General features: G+C 63.0%; 19 protein-coding genes. 10 read left to right on the top strand and 9 right to left on the bottom strand.

Annotated features, from left to right (window positions below; translation table 11 throughout):
* The 5 genes from lptG (at position 1) to rsmA (ending at position 6,525) form a co-directional block, all read left to right on the top strand.
* Positions 1-1,083, top strand: coding sequence for an LPS export ABC transporter permease LptG (gene lptG, locus AC0L2R_RS15635; protein WP_473510017.1), 1,083 nt, complete (start codon positions 1-3; stop codon positions 1,081-1,083).
* A 128-nt stretch (positions 1,084-1,211) separates the two neighbouring features.
* On the top strand, positions 1,212-3,500 hold the full coding sequence (locus tag AC0L2R_RS15630) for an LPS-assembly protein LptD (protein ID WP_473510016.1): 2,289 nt from the start codon (positions 1,212-1,214) through the stop codon (positions 3,498-3,500).
* Positions 3,501-3,705: 205 nt separating this feature from the next.
* Entirely contained in the window at positions 3,706-4,638 is a 933-nt protein-coding gene (locus AC0L2R_RS15625) for a peptidylprolyl isomerase (RefSeq protein ID WP_023800699.1), read from the top strand.
* Between the two features lie 17 nt (positions 4,639-4,655).
* The gene (gene pdxA, locus AC0L2R_RS15620; RefSeq protein ID WP_473510014.1) at positions 4,656-5,663 is read left to right on the top strand and encodes a 4-hydroxythreonine-4-phosphate dehydrogenase PdxA; all 1,008 of its coding nucleotides are present in this window, start codon (positions 4,656-4,658) and stop codon (positions 5,661-5,663) included.
* Between the two features lie 22 nt (positions 5,664-5,685).
* Positions 5,686-6,525, top strand: coding sequence for a 16S rRNA (adenine(1518)-N(6)/adenine(1519)-N(6))-dimethyltransferase RsmA (gene rsmA / locus AC0L2R_RS15615; protein ID WP_473510012.1), 840 nt, complete (start codon positions 5,686-5,688; stop codon positions 6,523-6,525).
* A 12-nt stretch (positions 6,526-6,537) separates the two neighbouring features.
* Here rsmA and gmk read toward each other — a convergent pair whose 3' ends face one another.
* The 9 genes from gmk to fabD form a co-directional block, all read right to left on the bottom strand.
* A complete protein-coding gene (gene gmk / locus AC0L2R_RS15610) occupies positions 6,538-7,212 on the bottom strand; it encodes a guanylate kinase (protein ID WP_027152668.1) in 675 nt (224 codons plus the stop codon).
* Positions 7,213-7,217: 5 nt separating this feature from the next.
* Positions 7,218-8,108, bottom strand: coding sequence for a YicC/YloC family endoribonuclease (locus tag AC0L2R_RS15605; RefSeq protein WP_128185605.1), 891 nt, complete (start codon positions 8,106-8,108; stop codon positions 7,218-7,220).
* A 179-nt stretch (positions 8,109-8,287) separates the two neighbouring features.
* On the bottom strand, positions 8,288-9,526 hold the full coding sequence (gene mltG / locus AC0L2R_RS15600; RefSeq protein WP_473510010.1) for an endolytic transglycosylase MltG: 1,239 nt from the start codon (positions 9,524-9,526) through the stop codon (positions 8,288-8,290).
* Between the two features lie 102 nt (positions 9,527-9,628).
* Entirely contained in the window at positions 9,629-10,891 is a 1,263-nt protein-coding gene (gene fabF, locus AC0L2R_RS15595; RefSeq protein ID WP_473510009.1) for a beta-ketoacyl-ACP synthase II, read from the bottom strand.
* A gap of 34 nt (positions 10,892-10,925) precedes the next feature.
* Positions 10,926-11,162 (bottom strand): acyl carrier protein, encoded by a 237-nt coding sequence (locus AC0L2R_RS15590; RefSeq protein ID WP_006203723.1) that lies wholly within the window; start codon positions 11,160-11,162, stop codon positions 10,926-10,928.
* Between the two features lie 189 nt (positions 11,163-11,351).
* Positions 11,352-12,089, bottom strand: a complete 738-nt coding sequence (fabG, locus tag AC0L2R_RS15585; RefSeq protein WP_473510008.1) for a 3-oxoacyl-[acyl-carrier-protein] reductase — start codon at positions 12,087-12,089, stop codon at positions 11,352-11,354.
* A 55-nt stretch (positions 12,090-12,144) separates the two neighbouring features.
* Positions 12,145-12,399 carry a type II toxin-antitoxin system RelE family toxin gene (locus tag AC0L2R_RS15580; protein WP_473510007.1) on the bottom strand — a complete coding sequence of 85 codons (255 nt, stop codon included), beginning with the start codon at positions 12,397-12,399 and terminating at the stop codon, positions 12,145-12,147.
* Positions 12,383-12,604 (bottom strand): type II toxin-antitoxin system RelB family antitoxin, encoded by a 222-nt coding sequence (relB, locus tag AC0L2R_RS15575; protein ID WP_091590868.1) that lies wholly within the window; start codon positions 12,602-12,604, stop codon positions 12,383-12,385. Before relB ends, AC0L2R_RS15580 begins: the two co-directional genes overlap by 17 nt.
* Positions 12,605-12,687: 83 nt before the next feature.
* On the bottom strand, positions 12,688-13,629 hold the full coding sequence (gene fabD / locus AC0L2R_RS15570; protein ID WP_091590540.1) for an ACP S-malonyltransferase: 942 nt from the start codon (positions 13,627-13,629) through the stop codon (positions 12,688-12,690).
* A gap of 267 nt (positions 13,630-13,896) precedes the next feature.
* On the opposite strand from fabD, the gene AC0L2R_RS15565 reads away from it, so the two are divergent.
* The 5 genes from AC0L2R_RS15565 (at position 13,897) to AC0L2R_RS15545 (ending at position 19,346) form a co-directional block, all read left to right on the top strand.
* On the top strand, positions 13,897-15,822 hold the full coding sequence (locus AC0L2R_RS15565; protein WP_473510004.1) for an LTA synthase family protein: 1,926 nt from the start codon (positions 13,897-13,899) through the stop codon (positions 15,820-15,822).
* A gap of 300 nt (positions 15,823-16,122) precedes the next feature.
* Entirely contained in the window at positions 16,123-16,614 is a 492-nt protein-coding gene (rpsF, locus tag AC0L2R_RS15560; protein WP_236371601.1) for a 30S ribosomal protein S6, read from the top strand.
* Positions 16,614-16,862, top strand: coding sequence for a 30S ribosomal protein S18 (gene rpsR, locus AC0L2R_RS15555; RefSeq protein WP_006203718.1), 249 nt, complete (start codon positions 16,614-16,616; stop codon positions 16,860-16,862). Before rpsF ends, rpsR begins: the two co-directional genes overlap by 1 nt.
* Positions 16,863-17,194: 332 nt before the next feature.
* Complete coding sequence (gene rplI, locus AC0L2R_RS15550) at positions 17,195-17,779, top strand: 50S ribosomal protein L9 (RefSeq protein ID WP_091590536.1); 585 nt, start codon at positions 17,195-17,197, stop codon at positions 17,777-17,779.
* Between the two features lie 277 nt (positions 17,780-18,056).
* Entirely contained in the window at positions 18,057-19,346 is a 1,290-nt protein-coding gene (locus AC0L2R_RS15545; protein ID WP_128247648.1) for an SAM-dependent methyltransferase, read from the top strand.
* Positions 19,347-19,399 lie beyond the last annotated feature (53 nt).

Genomic DNA, 19,399 nt, shown 5'->3' with positions numbered 1-19,399 from the left:
ATGGGCTGGACTCTGGGCAGATACTTCTTCTTCCGCTACGTGACGATCACCATCTGGTTCTTCATCGGCCTCCTGGCGCTTGTGTTCCTGATCGACTTCACCGAGCTTTCCGGCCGCACGACCGGCTTGCCGGGTTTTACCTACGGCACGGCGTTTGCCATCTCAGGGTTGCGAATGCCGATGATCATGCTGCAGACGGTGCCGTTCGTCGGCCTGTTCTCGGCGATGGCGACGCTGGTCTCGCTTAATCGCAGGTATGAACTGGTCATCGCGCGTTCCGCCGGCGTATCCGCATGGCAATTTCTGCTGCCGTGCTGCATCGGGGCGCTGCTGTTCGGGGTGTTGTCGGTCGGCGTCATCAATCCGATCGCCGCGTATGCGTTTTCCTGGTCCGAAAAAATCGAAACCCAGCTCCGCTCTGGCAAGTCGAACACCGTCTCGGCTGACGCCGAGCCCTGGATCCGGCAGAAAACCAGTTCCGGCGATACCATCATCGGCGCGCGCGGCATCCTCAATCAGGGCCTGGAGATGGCCGACGCCGCCTTCTTCGTCCTCAACCCGCAAGGCGACATCGTCGAACGCAAGGACGCGGCGCACGCCTATTTGCGGGATGGTTACTGGGAACTGCAGGACGTCAAGGTGTTCCGGGACGGCAACATCCAAGCGGTGGCAACCGACCGCATACCGACCGATCTCAAGCCCGAGTTCGTGCAAGAGCGGCTGGCGCGCCCGGAAACCATCCCCTTCTACGATCTGCCCGGGAAGATCGAGGTTGCCCGCTCCTTCGGCCTCAAGGCAAATGCCTTTGCCATGCAATTTGATTCACTGGTAGCGCTGCCGTTCCTTCTCGTCGCCATGACTTTGATCGCCGCAACGGTGTCGATGCGATTTGCGAGGATGGGACAATCCGCGACGATGATTCTGGGTGGCGTCCTGGCCGGGTTTCTGCTTTATGTCGTGACAGTGCTGGTCAAGGCATTCGGCGTGGCGGGATTCGTACCCACAGTCGTCGCTGCATGGGTTCCGGTTGTCGTGGCTATGTTCTTCGGGGTGACTTTCTTGCTGTACAAGGAAGACGGCTAGTGAGGGGGGCGGTTTTGCGCATCCATAGGCAGGCCGATTCGGCGCGCCTCTATGGGGCGAGCGCCTTGGCGTGCCTGCTCGCTTGCGTCGTTCCGAGTATCCCGGCTTTTGCCCAGGATATCAGCGGCATGGCAGCCGACGTTCCCACCGGTTCGCAAATGCTGCTGGCGGCAGATACGCTGGTCTATGACAATGACAACCAGACCGTAACGGCCGTCGGCGGCGTGCAGATCGATTATGGCGGCAACCGCCTCGTCGCCCAGCGGGTGGAATACAATCGCAACACCAAGCGGCTCGTCGCCAGCGGCAATGTCGAGGTCATCAACAGCGACGGCACCAAGATCTATTCGCAGCATGTCGACATCACCGACGATTTCGCCGACGGCTTCGTCAACGCGCTGCGTGTCGAAACCGTCGACAAGACCTATTTCGCTGCCGAAAGCGCGGAACGCATGGGCGGCGTGCTGACGACGTTCCACAACGGCGTCTACACGGCCTGCGAGCCGTGCGAGGACAAGCCGGACAAAGCGCCGACCTGGCGCATCAAGGCCAGAAAGATCATCTGGAACGGCGAAAAGAAGACGGTTCGCTTCGAGAATTCGAATTTCGAGTTCTTCGGCTTTCCGCTCGCCTATCTGCCGGCCTTCGAGATTGCCGACCCGACCGTCAAGCGCAAGAGCGGCTTCCTGATCCCCAGCATCGCTTACAAGAGCGACCTCGGCCTCGGCGTCAAAGTCCCCTATTATTTCGCGCTCTCACCAACCTACGACCTCACCGTCACCGGCAGCGGCTATACCAAGCAGGGCTTTCTCGGCGAAGCCGAGTGGCGCCAGCGCTTCAACAACGGCCAGTACAGTCTGAAGATCGCCGGCATCCGGCAAGAGGATCCCGACGAGTTTATCGACGACGACGGGCGCAATGTCGATTCGGGTGCGGCCGGCGACCCGAACGAGTTCCGCGGCATGATGGGCACCAAGGGCCAGTTCGCTATCAATCCGCGCTGGGACTTCGGCTGGGATGTCCTGCTGCAGACCGACAAGAACTTCTCACGCACCTACGCCATCGAAGACTTCGGCGACAGCGTGCATCGCTCCTCGATCTACCTGACCGGCCTCAACGGCCGCAACTATTTCGACGTGCGCGCCATGCGCTTTGTGGTCCAGGAAGAGGCACTCCCTGACGATCCGACCGCGCGCGCCGGCAAACAGCCCTGGGTGCTGCCCTCGCTCGACTACGCCTACATCCCCGACATGGCGGTGGGCGGCGGGCAGCTGTCGCTCAATGTCAACGCGCAGGCTATCAGCCGCGACAGGCTGGATAGGGCCCTTGCCGATCCGAACAACGCTGCGTCCGTCACCAGTGTACGCGGCATCGAGGGCCAATCGGGCCGTCTCACGGCCGAAGCGGAATGGAAGCGCACCTTCACCACCGATGGCGGGCTGCTGCTGACGCCCCTTTTGGCGCTGCGCGGCGATGCCGGCTATGTCAACGCCTCTTCGGGATCGCTCAATGCCATCAATCAGATGGCGTCTAACCTAGGCGTCGACGACGATACGCGATCGTCGCTCGCCCGGTTCATGGCAACCGCCGGGCTGGAAATGCGCTGGCCGGTGCTGTTCTCGTCGACCAGTTCCAGTCACATCTTCGAGCCGATGGCGCAGGTGTTCGTGCGTCCGAACGAGCAATATGTCGGCGGCCTCGCTGTTCCCAACGAGGACGCGCAGAGCTTCGTCTTTGATGCCACGACATTGTTCGAGCGCGACAAGTTCTCCGGTTACGACCGCTTGGAAGGCGGCACGCGCGCCAATGTCGGGCTGCGCTATTCCGGCGCCTATGACAATGGCTGGAGCACCAACGCGCTATTCGGCCAATCCTACCAGCTTGACGGCCAGAACTCCTTCGACGCGCCGGACCTGGTCAACGTCGGCGAAGATTCGGGCCTGGAGACCGCGAGCTCCGATTATGTCGGCCTTGTCGGCTTCAACAGCCCCGGCGGGCTTTCCGGCTCGGTCAGCGGCCGCTTCGACGAGCAGAGCTTCGAGATTCGCCGCGCCGAGGTGAAGGCAGCCTATTCCGGCTTGCCGATTTCGTTCAGCGCCAAATACGCCTTCATCCAGGCTCAGCCCCTCTATGGTTTTACGACCGATCGTCACGAGGTCACGCTCGGCGCCTCGGCGCAACTTGCCGAGAACTGGCGTGTCTTCGGTACCGGCACCTACGATCTCGAGCAAAGCGTCCTGGTCAAGGACGGGGTCGGCTTTGCCTATAGTGATGATTGCTTCACCTACTTGATGACATTCTCGGAATCCCGCGACCTGAGCAGCAAGGAAGTGTCGCAGAATATCGGTTTCAACCTGTCGTTTCGCACGCTCGGCGATTTCGGCTCGACGCAAAGCTCCTTCAACACTGTCCAGTAGCAGACCACTGGCCAATAACGGACGGGCGGAACGGGCGGCCGGCCAACGCACCAGCCCGAAAAATTCAAAGTGTCTTGAGCATACGTCGTGCGTCAAAGTGGACGCACATCGCAGCTAACGACATCGTTTCGCCGCATAGGGCAGGCACGGGTTCCAGTTCCCTCAAAATGCGATAAAATTGGGCCGCAACCGAGATAGGATTGGGATGCTTTCGATGAGGAAATACCTCTTTTCGGCAGGGTTCGCGCTGCTGGTGGCGGCGACCTCAGCCTCGATCACCATGATGACGCCGCCGGCTTTCGCCAGCCAGATCAAATACGTCGTCAACAACGTACCGATCACCACTGGCGACATCCAGCATCGGGCTGCCTTCCTGCGCCTGCAGCGCAAGAAGGGCAATGCCGCCGAGGAAATGATCGAGCAGACGCTGCGCGTCGCCGAAGCCAAGCGTCTCGGCATCCGCATCAGCGACGCCCAGGTCGAGGCTGCCTATCAGCGTTTTGCCACGACCAACAAGATGCAGCTCAAGCAACTCGATGGCGTCATGGCGCAATCCGGCGTCGGCAAGGAGCATTTCAAGGAGTTCATCCGCTCCCAGATGGCCTGGAACCAGGCGCTGACCGCGCGCCATCGCTCAGAGAGCGGCGGCTCCGTGAGTGAGCAGGACGCAGTCAGGCGCATGCTCGACAAGGGCGGCAACAAGCCGACCGCTATGGAGTACATGCTGCAGCAGGTCATTTTCGTCGTACCGGCGGCCGAGCGCAGCGCGACGCTGTCCAAGCGCAAGCGCGAGGCCGACGCCATGCGCGCCCGCTTCAACGGCTGCAACACCTCGCGCGAATTCGCCAAGGGCCTGATCGACGTCACTGTTCGCGATCTCGGCCGGATACTGGCGCCGCAATTGCCGCCGGACTGGGCCGACCAGATCAAGGCCACCAAGGTCGGCGGCGCCACCCCCACGCGCGAAACAGACCGCGGCGTCGAGTTCATCGGCATCTGCTCGTCGCGCGAAGTGTCCGACGACAAGGCCGCCCAGATGGTGTTCCAGAGCGAAGGCTCGAGTGGCAAGGACGCCGACGAGCTCTCCACGAAATATGTCGAGGAGTTGCGGAAGAAAGCCCGCATCGTCGAGCGCTGAAGTCGCCAGAGGCAGCGATGGCGCTGAGCGCCGGTGATCCATCCGGCGTTGGGCCGGAAATCGCCATTGCCGCCTGGCAGGCGCGCAACAGCGCAGGTGTGCCGCCCTTCTACCTTATAGCCGATCCGGCGCTGATTGCCGCACGGGCGCGCCTGCTCGGCGCCGATGTGCCAATCACGGAGACAGTGCCAGCCGAAGCGGAGCGCGTCTTTGGGCGCGCCCTGCCCGTCCTGCCGCTTGCCGCCCGCTTCGTCGACGACCCCGGCCGGCCGGACCCGGCCAACGCCGCCGGCATCATCGAGGCCATCGACCGCGCTGTTGACGACTGCCTTGGCGGTCGCGCGGCGGCGGTCGTTACGTGCCCGATCGCCAAGAAGCCGCTCTACGATGCCGGCTTCCGTTTTCCCGGTCACACCGAGTATCTGGCGCATCTGGCGACGCTCCACACCGGCGCACAAGCAATGCCGGTGATGATGCTTGCCGGTCCCGAGTTGCGCACGGTTCCGGTCACCATTCACATTGCGCTGCGCGAGGTGCCGGAAGCGCTGACGACGGAATTGATCGTCGCGACCGCCCGCATCACCGCCGCCGACCTCGAATATCGCTTCGGCATTGCCAAGCCGCGGCTTGCCGTTGCCGGCCTCAATCCGCATGCCGGTGAAGGCGGCGCGATGGGCGCCGAGGACGAGCGCATCATCCGCCCGGCGATCGAAAGGCTGAGGGCGGAGGGCATCGACGCTTTCGGGCCGCTGCCGGCCGATACGCTGTTCCACGCCCGCGCCCGAGCCGGCTACGATGTGGCGCTGTGCATGTATCACGATCAGGCGCTGATCCCGGCCAAGGCACTGGCGTTCGACGAGGCGGTCAACGTTACGCTCGGCCTACCCTTCATCCGCACTTCACCGGATCACGGCACCGCTTTCGATATCGCCGGCAAGGGCATAGCCCGGACCGACAGCCTGATCGCGGCGCTCAGGCTCGCCCGCAGGCTTGCCGACATCGGTGCGAAGGCTGCCGCCGCATGAGGCTTTGCATGAGAGCGGTCGCATGAGCATCGACGGGCTGCCGCCGTTACGCGCGGTGATCGAACGCCATGGGTTGCAGGCAAAAAAGGCGCTCGGCCAGAATTTCCTGCTCGACCTCAACCTTACCGGCAAGGTCGCGCGTGCCGCCGGCGACCTGACCGACGCCACGGTAATCGAGGTCGGTCCGGGTCCAGGTGGCCTGACCCGGGCGCTGCTGTCCCACGGCGCGGCCCGGGTCATCGCCATCGAGCGCGACGAGCGCTGCCTGGCAGCGCTCGCGGAGGTGTCAGATCACTATCCGGGCCGTTTGGAAATCATTGCCGGCGACGCGTTGAAGACGGATTTTGCAGCGCTTGCCGAAGGCGCACATGGAGGCAATGGACCTGTGAGGATCGTCGCCAACCTGCCCTACAATATCGGCACCGAACTTTTGATACGCTGGCTGACCGTCGCCGAGTGGCCGCCCTTTTACGCATCGATGACGCTTATGTTCCAGCGCGAGGTGGCCGAGCGCATCGTCGCCCGCCCCGGCAGCGATGCCTATGGCCGGCTGGGCGTGCTGGCAGGCTGGCGGACGGAGGCAAAAATCGCTTTCGACGTGCCGCCGCAAGCCTTCACGCCGCCGCCCAAGGTGGTGTCGTCGGTGGTGCATCTGGTGCCGCGGGCAAATCCGCTGCCCGCCGAAGTCAAGAAGCTCGGCCGCGTTACCGAAGCGGCCTTCGGCCAGCGCCGCAAAATGCTGCGGCAGAGCGTCAAGAGCCTCGGCGGCGAAGCCCTGCTCACCCGCGCCGGCATCGATCCGACGCGGCGGGCGGAAACCTTGAGCGTCGAGGAATTCGTGCGACTGACCAACGCGGTGTGATTGCGCCGGCCCCTAGTCCGTCTTCTCGTCGAGCAACCCCGAGACGAAATCGAACAGGCCGGGCCGGCGGTCGCGTCTGAGCCGCTCGGCGATGACTATGCCGCGTACCTCGGCGAAGGCACGGTCGAGATCGTCGTTGATGATGACGAAATCATATTCTTTCCAGTGCTCGATCTCGTTGCGAGCGTTCTTCAGACGCGTCTCGATCACCGATTCCTGGTCCTCGGCGCGGCGCTTCAGCCGCGCCTTCAACTCTTTCATCGAGGGCGGCAGGATGAAGATCGAGACGATGTCGGCGCGCATCTTCTCCTTGAGCTGCTGGGCGCCCTGCCAGTCGATGTCGAACAACATGTCGCGGCCCTGTGCCAGCGCCAGTTCGGCCGGCTCACGCGGCGTGGCATAGCAATTGCCATGCACTTCGGCCCATTCAAGCAGTTCGTCCGAATCGCGCAGCCGCTCGAACTCACGCATGGTGCGGAAATGATAGTGGACGCCTTCGATCTCGCTGCCGCGGCGCGGCCGCGTGGTGACGGAGACCGACAGTTCGAGACTGGAATCGCTCTCCAGAAGATTGCGCGCGATCGTCGACTTGCCGGCGCCGGACGGCGACGACAGCACAAGCATCAAACCCCGCCGGCGAATGCGGGAACCCAAATCCCTGGCAACCATAGGCTCCTTGGCGACCATCAGGGTTACTCCAGATTCTGGACCTGTTCGCGAAACTGGTCGACGACCGCCTTCAGCTCCAGCCCTATGGCGGTGATCGCAGCGGCGTTCGACTTCGAACACAGCGTATTCGATTCGCGGTTGAATTCCTGCGCCAGAAAATCGAGCTTGCGGCCGATGGCGCCGCCGCCTGCCAGCAGCACCCGGCCGGATGCCACATGTGTCTTCAGCCGGTCGATCTCCTCGCGGATGTCGGCCTTGGTGGCCAGGAACGCCGCTTCCATATGCAACCGGCTGGCGTCGAGATTGGCGGAGGCATCCATCAGCAGCCGCACCTGCTCGGTAATCCGTTCGCGGATCACCGCCGGCTCGCGCGACGGATCGGCCTCGGCGCGCAGTGTCAGCGCTTCGATAGCGTCGATATGACCGGACAGCAGCGAGCGCAGGGCGGTGCCCTCGCCCTGGCGTGCCTGCTCCAGCCCGCCCAGCGCCACTTCGAGCGCCGAGAGTATCGCGCTGTCGAGCGCCGCCCGCGCCTCTTCGGTTTCGACGGTTTCGGGGATGTCGAGCACGCCGCGCAGCGAAAGCAGCCCGTCGGCTGTCGCAGGCGCTGCGCCGAACATCTCCTGCAGCCGCTTGGCCAGCCCCGCCAGATCTCTCAGGAAGGCCTCGTTGACCACTGGCTGCGCCTGCTGGCCGGCTGCGCGGCCGACGGTCAGCGTTGCCTGGAAATTGCCGCGCGCAAAGCGCTTCTGCACCGTCTGCCTGACGGCCGGCTCAAGCCGCTCGAGGCCTTGCGGCAGCCGCAGCCTGACCTCGACGCTCTTGCCGTTGACCGACTTCACCTCCCAGGCGATCGACGTGCCGTCATGTTCGGCGACGGCCCGTGCAAAACCGGTCATGCTCTGCAAATTCATGATGCCCTTGCTTCCCCCTGGCGCATGATCCCGGAAGCGGTTCCGGGCCAGATCGTGCGCGGCTTCAAAATCCGGAGCGCCTGTTCGCGTCGAATCGGACGCAGGGCGCTCCTGATGACAAAATCAGCACGTCCCGGCCGTCAGACGAATCGGAGGGACGACTTCACAACCGTCCGGCGCTACTGCGCCGCCGCTCCGGCGTCGCCATCGCCGCCGTCAACCGGCGCGTCGGTCTGACCTTCCACCTTGGCGGCGTCGGCCTTGGCAGCACCGGCCTTGGCGGCTTCATCGGCCAGATCCTTCTGCAGCGCCCGGTAGCGGGCGACGTTCTCGTTGTGCTCGGCGAGCGTCGCGGCAAAGACGTGACCGCCGGTGCCGTCGGCAACGAAATACAGGTCGTCGGTCTTCGACGGATTGGCGACGGCTTCCAGTGCCGCACGGCCAGGATTGGCGATCGGCGTCGGCGGCAAGCCGTTGATCAGATAAGTGTTGTAGGGCGTCGGCTTCTTGATGTCAGACTGAAAAATCGGGCGGTCGGTGGGTTTGCCCTTGCCGCCGAACAGGCCGTAGATAATGGTCGGATCGGACTGCAGCCGCATGCCCTTGGCCAACCGGTTGAGGAAGACGGCCGCGACCCGCGAGCGTTCGTCGCCCTTGCCCGTCTCTTTCTCGACGATCGAAGCCAGGGTGACGAAGTCTTCGACACTGGCCAGAGGCAGATCGGGGGCGCGCCGCTGCCAGACTTCCTCGACAAGCTTCTTCTGGTCCGCCAAAAGCTTTTCGACCATCTGCTGGCGTGTCGCGCCACGGGTGAAACGCAGCGTGTCGGTAGCAAGGCTGCCCTCGGGTGGAATGGTCCCCGGCATATCGCCATCGAGCGCTGCCTGATCGGCGATGCGCTGCAGCGCCTGCTCGACCGTCAGCCCCTCGGGCACGGTCAGCGAATACATCACCGACTTGCCGCTCTTCAGCAACTCCATGATGTCGCGCATCGAGGCCTGCGGCTTGATCTCGTATTCGCCGGCCTTCAGGGCGGAATCATTGCCAAAAGCGCGCACGCCAAGGCGGAAGATGCGCGCATCGCTGATCAGTCCGCGCCGCTCGAGCTGCTCTGCAATCTCCTGGACGCCGGTGTTCGGCTTGACCAGGAAGGTGTCGGCATTGGCCGAAGGGCCGGGCTCGTTGAATTCCTGCTTGCCGAAATACAATGCAAAGCCAGCCGCCAGAACCATCAGCATCACCAGGGAGATGACGAAGTTCATGAACACGACGAACTGGCTGCGCGAGGCGCGCGAGCGCTTGGGCGGCGGCGTGCCGGCTTCAGGCCGCAATGCCTCGCTGGCCGTTTTCGGCACGATCGGGCCCGACGGTGCGGACCGTTGCCCGAATTGCCCGTTGTCCGCCGAATTTGTGCTCATGGCGCCCTACCGTTTGACCTTGCAACGAATCCCCTTGGGCACAGTAGGGGCGAATATGGCAAAATTGACGACACGCATAGACCGTGCCGGTCGGCGGACCGGTCAGCCATTGTAGCGCTGGAAGACCAGCGAGGCGTTGGTGCCGCCGAAGCCGAAGGAATTGGACAGCGCCACATCGATTTGGCGGGCGCGCGGCGTGTGCGGCACCAGGTCGATCGCCGTTTCGCGCTCCGGGTTGTCGAGATTGATGGTGGCCGGCGCGATGTTGTCGCGAATGGCGAGAATCGAATAAATCGCCTCGGCGGCGCCCGCCGCACCCAGAAGGTGGCCTATCGACGACTTGGTCGACGACATCGATATTTTCGACGCGGCGTTGCCGACCAGCCGCTCGACGGCGCCCAGTTCGATCGTGTCAGCCATGGTCGAGGTGCCGTGCGCATTGATGTAGTCGACGTCTGCGGGCGTCAGCTTGGCCCGGTTCAGTGCCGCCACCATGCAACGAAAGGCGCCGTCACCATCTTCGGCCGGCGCGGTGATGTGATAGGCATCGCCGGTCAAGCCGTAACCGGTGACCTCGGCATAGATCTTGGCGCCACGCGCCCTGGCGTGTTCCAGTTCCTCCAGAATGACGACGCCGGCGCCCTCGCCCATGACGAAGCCGTCGCGGTCGCGGTCATAGGGACGCGAGGCCGTTTCCGGAGCGTCGTTGCGGTCGGTCGACAGCGCCCGGCAAGCGGCGAAGCCGGCGATCGACAGCCGCGTCACCGGCGCTTCCGTGCCGCCTGCGACCATCACGTCGGCATCGCCCCACATGATCAGCCGGGCGGCATCGCCGATGGCGTGCGCACCGGTGGAGCAAGCGGTGACGACGGCGTGGTTGGGGCCTTTCAGCCCATGCCGGATCGAAACCTGGCCGGATACAAGATTGATGATCTGGCCGGGGATGAAGAACGGGCTGATGCGGCGCGGACCGCGCTCCTTCAGGATCATCGCATTCTCGGCGATGCCTTCGATGCCGCCGATGCCGGAGCCGATCAGCACGCCGGTGGCGCACTGCTCTTCATGCGTCTTCGGCGCCCACCCCGAATCCTTCAGCGCCTCGTCGGCGGCCGCGATCCCGTAGAGGATGAAGTCGCCGATCTTGCGCAGTTCCTTCGGCTCGAGAACGGTCTCGGGATTGAAGGTGGCATTCTCACCATTGCCGCGCGGGATGACGTGGGCGACCTTGCAGGCAAGATCCTCCACCTCGAACTCGGTGATGCGCTTGGCTGCGCTGCGGCCGGTCAGAAGTTCCTTCCAGCCATGCTCAAAGCCTACGCCGAACGGCGAAAGCAGCCCAAGGCCCGTGACGACGACACGCCTCATCGCAGGTCCTCCTCGGTGATGACTGCAAATAGCGTCAGGCCGAAGCCTTGTCGATGTACTTCACCGCATCGCCGACAGTCAGGATGGTTTCGGCCGCATCGTCCGGGATCTCTACGCCGAATTCTTCTTCGAACGCCATGACGAGTTCGACCGTGTCGAGACTGTCCGCGCCCAGATCATCGATGAAGCTCGCCTGCTCCGTCACCTTGTCGGCATCGACGCCAAGGTGCTCGATAACGATCTTCTTGACGCGCTCTGCGGTGTCACTCATTTGGGCATCCTCGTCTTTTGTTTGTCTGTCTTCGTTAGCGGGCAGAATGCCGCTAATCAAGCTGAAAGATGGTCCTGTCGGAAACGCAACGGCACCGGACCGGTTTTTGCCCGAACCGCCGGGTTGCGGGCCGCATTACACGAAAATCGGCCGGGCTCCAAGGCGAAAAGGGGTGTTTTCCCGCAACTGTCAAATCATCGCCATGCCGCCATTGACGTGAATGGTCTGACCGGTGACATAGGCGGCTTCGTTGGAAGCCAGGTAGGCGACGGCGGAGGCGACTTCGGCGCTGGTGCCCATGCGCCGTGTCGGAATCGCCGCCATGATCGCCTCTTTCTGCTTGTCGTTGAGCTTGTCGGTCATCGCCGATTCGATGAAGCCCGGGGCGACGCAGTTGACGGTGATGTTGCGCGTGGCGATCTCCTGCGCCAGCGACTTGGAAAAGCCGATCATGCCGGCCTTGGAGGCGCAGTAGTTGGTTTGGCCGGGATTGCCGGTGACGCCAACCACAGAGGTGATGTTGATGATGCGGCCATGCCGGCGCCGCATCATCGGATGGGTGAGTTCGCGGGTCAGCCGGAACACGGCGGTCAGGTTGACCTCGATCACCGAATCCCAGTCGGCGTCCGCCATGCGCACGAACAGCCCGTCCTTGGTGATGCCGGCATTGTTGACGAGAATGTCGACGCCTTCGAGATCGGCCTCGGCCTTCTGGCCGAGCGCCTTGACCTCGTCGCGATTGGAAAGGTTCGCCGGGAACAGCTTGACCCGGTCGCCGAGCTCGGCCGCCAGCGTTTCCAGCTTCTCGACGCGGGTGCCGTGCAGGCCGACGACAACGCCCTGCGCGTGCAGCACCCTGGCGATCGCCTCGCCGATGCCTCCCGATGCGCCTGTGACGAGCGCCTTGCGGCCGGTCAATTCGAACATGTCTTTGATCCTCTTCCAAATCGGACAGGCCGGCGAATGTGGCTACCTGTAGACATCACTGCGGTGGCCCTATTGTAACCACCAGAATGACGAGCCGCTTGTCCTGCACATCGCAGATAATTCGATAATCCCCAACCCGGTACCTCCAAAAAGTCGCTAACGGTCCCTTCAGCGGCTTGCCGGCTTCACGCGGATTGTCGAGGGCGGCAATACGGTTCTCGATGAAGTCGCGGAGCCGGTGACGTGTCTGCGGATCCAGTTTTTCAATAAATTTGCGCGCCGAGCGGGCATATTCAAGCGTCCAGGCCACGCCAGAAGTCCTCGGCTGTCATGACGTCCTCCTCGCCACTTCTGATCCGCTCCAGCACTTCGGCCGCGAGGTAATAGTCTTCCACGTCCTCAAGACCGCGCTCGATGAGTTCGCGCAGATAATAAGCTTTACTGCGGCCAGTCCTGGCCGCGAGAAAATCCAGACGCTCTTCGATTTCGGGGGCAAGTCGGATTGATGTCGGCATTCCGATCTCCTGTGAATACATGTATTCACATATCCCGACGAGGCTAAGAATTCAAGCGCCCGCATCAGCCGGACGCGCATGGTTCAATCGAGCGCCGCCAGCGCCGCCTCGACATCGGCCGGCGTGCCGACCGCGCCGGTGGCGATGTCGCGGTTGATGCGCCGCGCCAGTCCCGACAGCACCTTGCCGGCACCCACCTCGTACAGCGTCGCAATGCCGTTGGCGCCAAACCATTCCACCGTTTCGCGCCAGCGCACGCGCCCCGTCACCTGTTCGACCAGGCGGTGGGCGATTGCATCCGGATCGCTGGACGGCGTGACCGACACGTTGGAAACCACGGGTACGAACGGCGCGTTCTTCGTCACGCCGGCCAGCGCCTCGCGCATGACCTCGGCCGCCGGTGCCATCAGCGCCGAATGGAAGGGCGCCGAGACCTGCAGCATCAGCACCCGCTTGGCGCCCTTTTCCGTGCACAGCTTCGCCGCCTGCTCGACGGCCGCCCTGGCGCCGGAGATCACCAGCTGGCCACCGCCATTGTCGTTCGCGATCTGGCAAATCGACTCTTTGGCCGCTTCAGCGCAGGCGGCTTCGACATCGGCCTGTTCCAGCCCGATGATCGCCGCCATGGCGCCCTCGCCGGCCGGCACAGCCGCCTGCATGGCATTGCCGCGGATACGCAAGAGCCGGGCGGCATCGGCGACCGAAACGAAACCGGCGGCGGCAAGTGCCGAATATTCGCCGAGCGAATGGCCGGCGACATAGGCGACCTTGTGCTTCAGCGAGAGGCCGCGCGATTCCAGCGCCCGGATGGCGGCGAGCGACACAGCCATCAGCGCCGGCTGGGCATTGGCGGTCAGCGTCAGCCTCTCTTCCGGCCCTTCCCAGATCAGCTTCGACAGGTTTTCGCCGAGCGCGTCGTCGACCTCTTCGAAGATCTTCCGCGATTCCGGAAAGGCGTCGGCGAGGTCCTTGCCCATGCCGACAGCCTGGCTGCCCTGTCCCGGAAAGGTGAATGCGACGGCCATGCGTGCCTCCCAAGCGGCTGATTTTTCCTGCCTGTGACGCAAGGCGGGCGGGCAAGTCAAGTCCGCTAGCACCCCGACCCGGGCCGCTCCGGCTCGGTATCGCTGGCCGAGTACCTGTTCCAAAAGGCTTTTTTTCGATCACTCATGATGAAAATCGCTCACGATTCGTTTGCTGGCTCTTCTTATTTCAGCCACAGACGCTAGCTTTTCGTGACATATCGATGACAGCTGAATGACACGTTTGTGTATGGTCGGGGGAATTGTAAGTTGGCAAGGATCAAGAAAGGCGTTGGCAAATCCGCGCCGCAGTTTCTGGAAGGCGATCCGGCCACCGGCTATCTGCCAGGCCGGAAATGGCCTGTTATCCGCTATGGCCTCGTCAGTCTTCTCGTCGCCACCATCCTGGTTTTTGCCATCGAACTGATCGTGCGCGGCGACTTTGCCGGCACCGTCGGCTTCTTCCTGCAGCCCTTCAAGCCGGGCTGGACCACCATCATCATCTTCGCGCTGATCCTGATCGGCCTCGATGCCGTGCTCGGCCGCAGCCACCAGAGCCTGATGATCGTCGCGCCGCTGACGCTGGCGCTGGCCTTTGTCGGCCACCAGAAATCGCTCTATCTCGGCGATCCGCTCTATCCGACCGATTTCCTCTATTCACGTCAGATCGTGGCGCTGATGCCGCTGCTGGTGCGCGAACGTCCGGGAACCGCCATCGCTCTGGCGGTCGGCATCGTCGGCAGCCTCTCGCTGCTCGTTTATGGCTGGCGGCTGTGGCGCCGCCGCGTACCGGCGCTCGGTCGCAAGGGGCGCCTGGCCCGGCTGACGCTGACCGTGCCGCTGCTCGCCTTCTTCGTGTCGATCATGGATTACGCGACGTTCTCGTGGACCCGCGACCGGCTGCAAATCATCCCGATCATGTGGGACCAGAAGGAAAATTACGCCTCCAACGGCTTCGCACTGGCCTTCGCCCTCAACGTGCCAATGGCCCATGTCCCCGCGCCTGCCGGCTACTCCGACAAGGCGATCGCGGCGATCGAAAGATCTGGCGTGAAGGCATCGGTGCCGGCCGAGAAGCCAGACATCATCATCGTCATGAGCGAATCCTTCTGGGATCCGACCGAACTGCCCGGCGTCACCATCACGCCCGATCCGATTCCCAATGTGCGGGCGTTGCGCTCCGGCCACGTGTTCTCGCCCGAATTCGGCGGCATGACCGCCAATGTCGAGTTCGAGGCGCTGACCGGCTTTTCCAACGCCTTCCTGCCGGCCGGCAGCATCCCCTACCAGCAATATGTCCGCGCGCCGGTGCCGTCGATGGCGACGTTCCTGAAGAGCCAGGGCTATGAGACGCGCGCCATCCATCCGGGCACAAGCTGGTTCTGGAACCGAACGCCGGTCTATGCGGATTTCGGCTTCGATGACTTCAAGTCCGAAGAAAACATGCCATATCTCGAAAAGCGCGGGCCGCTGACGTCGGACGCGGCGATGACCGACGAGATCATCCGCGAAGCCGACGCCACGGACGATCCGTTCTTCTACTTCGCGGTCAGCCTGCAAAACCACGGGCCCTACGAACCGAATCGCTATTACAATCCGACCCACAAGGTGCAGGCTCCGACCAGCCAGTGGGCAAAGGATTCGCTGCTGAGCTTCACGGAAGGCGCATCCGACGCCGACAAGAGCCTCGAGCGCCTCATCGAATGGGCGAAGAACCGGCGGCGACCGACGGTCATCGCCTTCTTCGGCGACCATCTGCCGCCGCTCGGTCCGGTCTATGTCGAGACCGGCTTCCTCAGGGATAACGTCGCGCCACGCAAGGAGCCGCCCGACCAGATGCTGCTGCATCACCGAACGCCGCTGATCGTATGGTCCAACCGCACCGGTCCGGTCGCGGACATGGGCACTGTCAGTCCAGCCTTTCTGCCCTACCATGTCCTGACCACGGCCGGGATCAGCCACCCGTATTACACCGGCTTCCTCGGCCAGATGCGCGAGCGCTACAGCGTCGTCGACCGCAATCTACTATTGACGCCGACGGGCGAGGACACGCCCGACTGGGGGCGCAAGAAGCAAATCGACCCGGCGATTCGCGATTTCCGTCTGCTGCAATACGACATGATGTTCGGCAAGCGCCGTGCAGCGCCCGATTTCTTCCCTGAGACGGTGAACAAGCGGATCCCGCATACAAGCTGAAGATGCCGCGACATGTCGTCCTGAGCGCGGCGGTTTTTCGGCTCGCCCTTGTCTTGCGGCCAAATTCCTGTATAGACGCCCGCAATCTGCCGGTCCTTGCTGGGGGCTGAACGGAGGGCCGGAGGTTTTTCGAAAACCTTCGTGTGGAGCCAGAAGCGCTTCCGCCTCCCGTGTCTCCGCTCTCGACCGTCTCGTCATGCTCCTTTCTTCCCCGCCCCGCCAGGGATCGCCGGGTCAGAGAAGTTGCAGAGGCTTTTGCCGCCGGGACCGGGAGAGAAACGAAGAAAGGCAAAGAACAATATGGCTCTTTATGAACATGTGTTTCTTGCCCGGCAGGACCTCTCGCAGCAGCAGGTCGATGCGCTTGTCGAACAGTACAAGGGCGTCATCTCAGCGAATGGCGGGTCCGTCGGCCGGGTCGAGAACTGGGGACTGAAATCCCTCACCTACCGGGTCAACAAGAACCGGAAGGCATACTATACGCTGATGGACATCACCTGCCCGCCGGCCGCGCTCAACGAGATGGAGCGCCAGATGGGCCTGTCCGAGGATGTGCTGCGTTTCCTCACCATCAAGGTCGATGCGCATGAGGAAGGCCCGTCGGCAATGATGCAGAAGCGCGAAGAGCGCTCGGAACGCGGCGGCTTCGGCGACCGTGACCGTGGCCCGCGCTCGTTCGGCGACCGCGATCGCGGCGACCGTGGCGATCGCCCGCCACGCAGCTTCGGTGGCGATGGTGCAGACCGTGGCCCGCGCCGTCCGCGCGAAGCTGTTGAAGGGGGTGCAGAATAATGGTCGACATCAACCAGATCCCGACCCGGCGCCCGTTTCACCGCCGCCGCAAGACTTGCCCGTTCTCCGGCGCCAACGCGCCCAAGATCGACTACAAGGACGTGCGTCTTCTGCAGCGCTATATTTCCGAGCGCGGCAAGATCGTGCCGTCGCGCATCACCGCCGTCAGCCAGAAGAAGCAGCGCGAACTCGCCAAGGCGATCAAGCGCGCCCGCTTCCTCGGCCTGCTGCCCTACGTGGTTCGCTAACACTGATTAGGTGACCATGATCTTATCCGAAAACCGGTTTCCATTTTTTCGGGATCATGGACAACACTGACTAGTAGACCATGATCTTTTCCGAAAACCGGTTTCCACTTTTCGGGATCATGGTCTAGCCAGCGGGCGGTTCGCCGCCCGCTTTTCCTACGGCGACGGGCGCCGCAGGGTTGCCATCAAATCCCGGGTTGAGGTGAAGACCTCTAACTGCCGCGACAGGCAGGACAGCGACATCGGCGGCGACGCCCTCAGCTTCCTGACCTGTTCCAGACAATTCGGCGTCGATGCCAGTGATTTGGCGCCCCAAACGAAGGAACAAAACCATGGAAGTCATTCTTCTCGAACGCGTTTCCCGCCTCGGCCAGATGGGCGATACCGTCAAGGTCAAGGATGGATTCGCCCGCAACTTCCTGCTGCCGCAGGGCAAGGCGCTGCGCGCCAACGAAGCCAACAAGAAGAAATTCGAAGGCCAGCGCGCCCAGCTCGAAGCCCGCAACCTCGAGCGCAAGTCCGAGGCCATGCAGATTTCGGAGAAGCTGGACGGCAAGAGCTTCATCGCCGTGCGTTCGGCCGGCGAAACCGGCCAGCTCTACGGCTCGGTGTCGACCCGCGACATCGCCGAGTTGCTGACGGCGGAAGGTTTCTCGGTCAACCGCAACCAGATCCTGCTCAACCAGCCGATCAAGACCATCGGCCTGACCAATGTGGCGATCGCGCTGCATCCGGAAGTCGAGGTCACCATCACGCTCAACATCGCCCGCACGGCCGACGAAGCCGAGCGCCAGGCCAAGGGCGAGATGCTGACCACAGCCGAAGCCATCTATGGCGACGACATCAACGACAATGCGCGCCCGGACAACTTCTTCGATCCCAATGCCGAGTTCGAAGGCGGCGAAGACAACGGCTGATTGCACGTCACAAGGCGTCAGAGCGGCGCTTTAAAACGTTTCGTCGGCTTCCAGTCATTTCTGGACCAACGCCCGGGCGCCTCGCCCGGGCTTTTTTGTGCCAAACGGAACTTTTCGACCCCCTATATCTTGATGCAGACTATAGCGCCGCGCGTCGTTTGGACGCGCAAAGGACGCTGCAGGACTTTGGTTCGGCGCATGATCCTTTCCGAAATCGATTTCGATTGTCGGGTCATGCGCCGAGACAGCGTGTCTGACCGAGAGGGGACATTTGTTCATGAATATTCTGCTGAAACGCATTCTCGACCGCCTGGTGCGCACCGGCAATCTCAAGGTCACCGGACCGAAAGGCCTCTCGGTGACTTTCGGTGACGGCAGCGGCGATCTGGTGCACATGCACATCAAGACCACGCATGCCGAGCGCGCCATCAGCTTCGATCCGATGCTGGCGGTGCCGGAAGCCTATATGGACGGTGAGCTCGACATACTCGAGGGCGGCGTGCTGGGGGTGATGCGCATCGCCTTCCAGAACATGGACAGCGGCGGCATCGATGCCACCTGGTCGAAGGCGATTGAAGGCCTGCGTCACGCCTTCCGCCGCCTGCAGCAGATCAACACGGCGGCGCGCGCGCGCCGCAACGTGCAGCGCCACTATGATCTGTCAGGCGACCTCTACAGGCTCTTCCTCGACGACGACATGCAGTATTCCTGCGCCTATTTCGAGCAGCCGGACATGACGCTCGACGAGGCGCAGGCAGCCAAGAAGCGCCACATTGCCGCCAAGCTCAGGCTGAAGGCCGGCCAGACGGTGCTCGACATCGGCTCCGGCTGGGGTGGGCTCGGTCTCTATCTCGCCAAGTCCTTCGACGTCGACGTGCAAGGCGTGACGTTGTCGACCGAGCAGCATGGCGTCGCCACCGACCGCGCCCATGCGCAAGGCCTGGAGAACCGCGTGCATTTCGAAGTGAGGGATTACCGCGAGCTCAACGAGCGCTTCGACCGCGTCGTCTCGGTCGGCATGTTCGAGCATGTCGGCGTCAACCACTACCGCACCTTCTTCGACAAATCGGCGACGCTCTTGAAGCCGGACGGCGTCATGCTGCTGCACACGATCGGCCGCTCCGGCGCGCCGTGGGCAACCAGCGCCTTCATCCGCAAATACATTTTCCCGGGCGGCTACGTCCCCTCGCTCTCGGAAGTGATGCCGGCGATCGAAAAGTCGGGCCTCATCGTCACCGACATCGAAGTCCTGCGGCTACATTATGCCGAGACGCTGAGACATTGGAGCCAGCGCTTTGCCGCCAACCGCGACAAGGCCAAGGCGATCTATGACGAACGGTTTTGCCGCATGTGGGAGTTCTATCTGGCAGCCTCGGAAGCCGCTTTCCGCTGGCAGGATCTGGTGGTCTTCCAAATCCAGATCGCCAAGAAGAACGACACGCTGCCGATGTCTCGTGACTATATGGCCAAATGCGAGAAGGCGTTGCAGCTGCGCGACATGGGGCATCGTCCAAAAGCCCCTGCCGCCAAGCCCGCCCGGCGCCGCAAGGTGGCGGATATGGAATAGACCGCCGGCGATCACGCCATTGCCGCTTGCCATTGGCGGCCCACACGCTGAAA

It is taken from the genome of Mesorhizobium sp. WSM4820 (genome assembly GCF_055811075.1).
Note: the sequence above shows the minus strand (reverse complement) of the source record. Positions and strands in the feature narration are given on the sequence as shown.

Coding starts and splice junctions, on each gene's coding strand:
- fabG (WP_473510008.1), bottom strand. CDS start 12,089: ATGTTCGAATTGACCGGCCGCAAGGCGCTCGTCACAGGCGCATCGGGA.
- AC0L2R_RS15590 (WP_006203723.1), bottom strand. CDS start 11,162: ATGAGTGACACCGCAGAGCGCGTCAAGAAGATCGTTATCGAGCACCTT.
- rpsR (WP_006203718.1), top strand. CDS start 16,614: ATGGTCGACATCAACCAGATCCCGACCCGGCGCCCGTTTCACCGCCGC.
- AC0L2R_RS15625 (WP_023800699.1), top strand. CDS start 3,706: ATGCTTTCGATGAGGAAATACCTCTTTTCGGCAGGGTTCGCGCTGCTG.
- rpsF (WP_236371601.1), top strand. CDS start 16,123: ATGGCTCTTTATGAACATGTGTTTCTTGCCCGGCAGGACCTCTCGCAG.
- AC0L2R_RS15630 (WP_473510016.1), top strand. CDS start 1,212: ATGGCAGCCGACGTTCCCACCGGTTCGCAAATGCTGCTGGCGGCAGAT.
- fabF (WP_473510009.1), bottom strand. CDS start 10,891: ATGAGGCGTGTCGTCGTCACGGGCCTTGGGCTGCTTTCGCCGTTCGGC.
- pdxA (WP_473510014.1), top strand. CDS start 4,656: ATGGCGCTGAGCGCCGGTGATCCATCCGGCGTTGGGCCGGAAATCGCC.
- AC0L2R_RS15545 (WP_128247648.1), top strand. CDS start 18,057: ATGAATATTCTGCTGAAACGCATTCTCGACCGCCTGGTGCGCACCGGC.
- mltG (WP_473510010.1), bottom strand. CDS start 9,526: ATGAGCACAAATTCGGCGGACAACGGGCAATTCGGGCAACGGTCCGCA.
- lptG (WP_473510017.1), top strand. CDS start 1: ATGGGCTGGACTCTGGGCAGATACTTCTTCTTCCGCTACGTGACGATC.
- gmk (WP_027152668.1), bottom strand. CDS start 7,212: ATGGTCGCCAAGGAGCCTATGGTTGCCAGGGATTTGGGTTCCCGCATT.
- rplI (WP_091590536.1), top strand. CDS start 17,195: ATGGAAGTCATTCTTCTCGAACGCGTTTCCCGCCTCGGCCAGATGGGC.
- AC0L2R_RS15605 (WP_128185605.1), bottom strand. CDS start 8,108: ATGAATTTGCAGAGCATGACCGGTTTTGCACGGGCCGTCGCCGAACAT.
- relB (WP_091590868.1), bottom strand. CDS start 12,604: ATGCCGACATCAATCCGACTTGCCCCCGAAATCGAAGAGCGTCTGGAT.
- rsmA (WP_473510012.1), top strand. CDS start 5,686: ATGAGCATCGACGGGCTGCCGCCGTTACGCGCGGTGATCGAACGCCAT.
- fabD (WP_091590540.1), bottom strand. CDS start 13,629: ATGGCCGTCGCATTCACCTTTCCGGGACAGGGCAGCCAGGCTGTCGGC.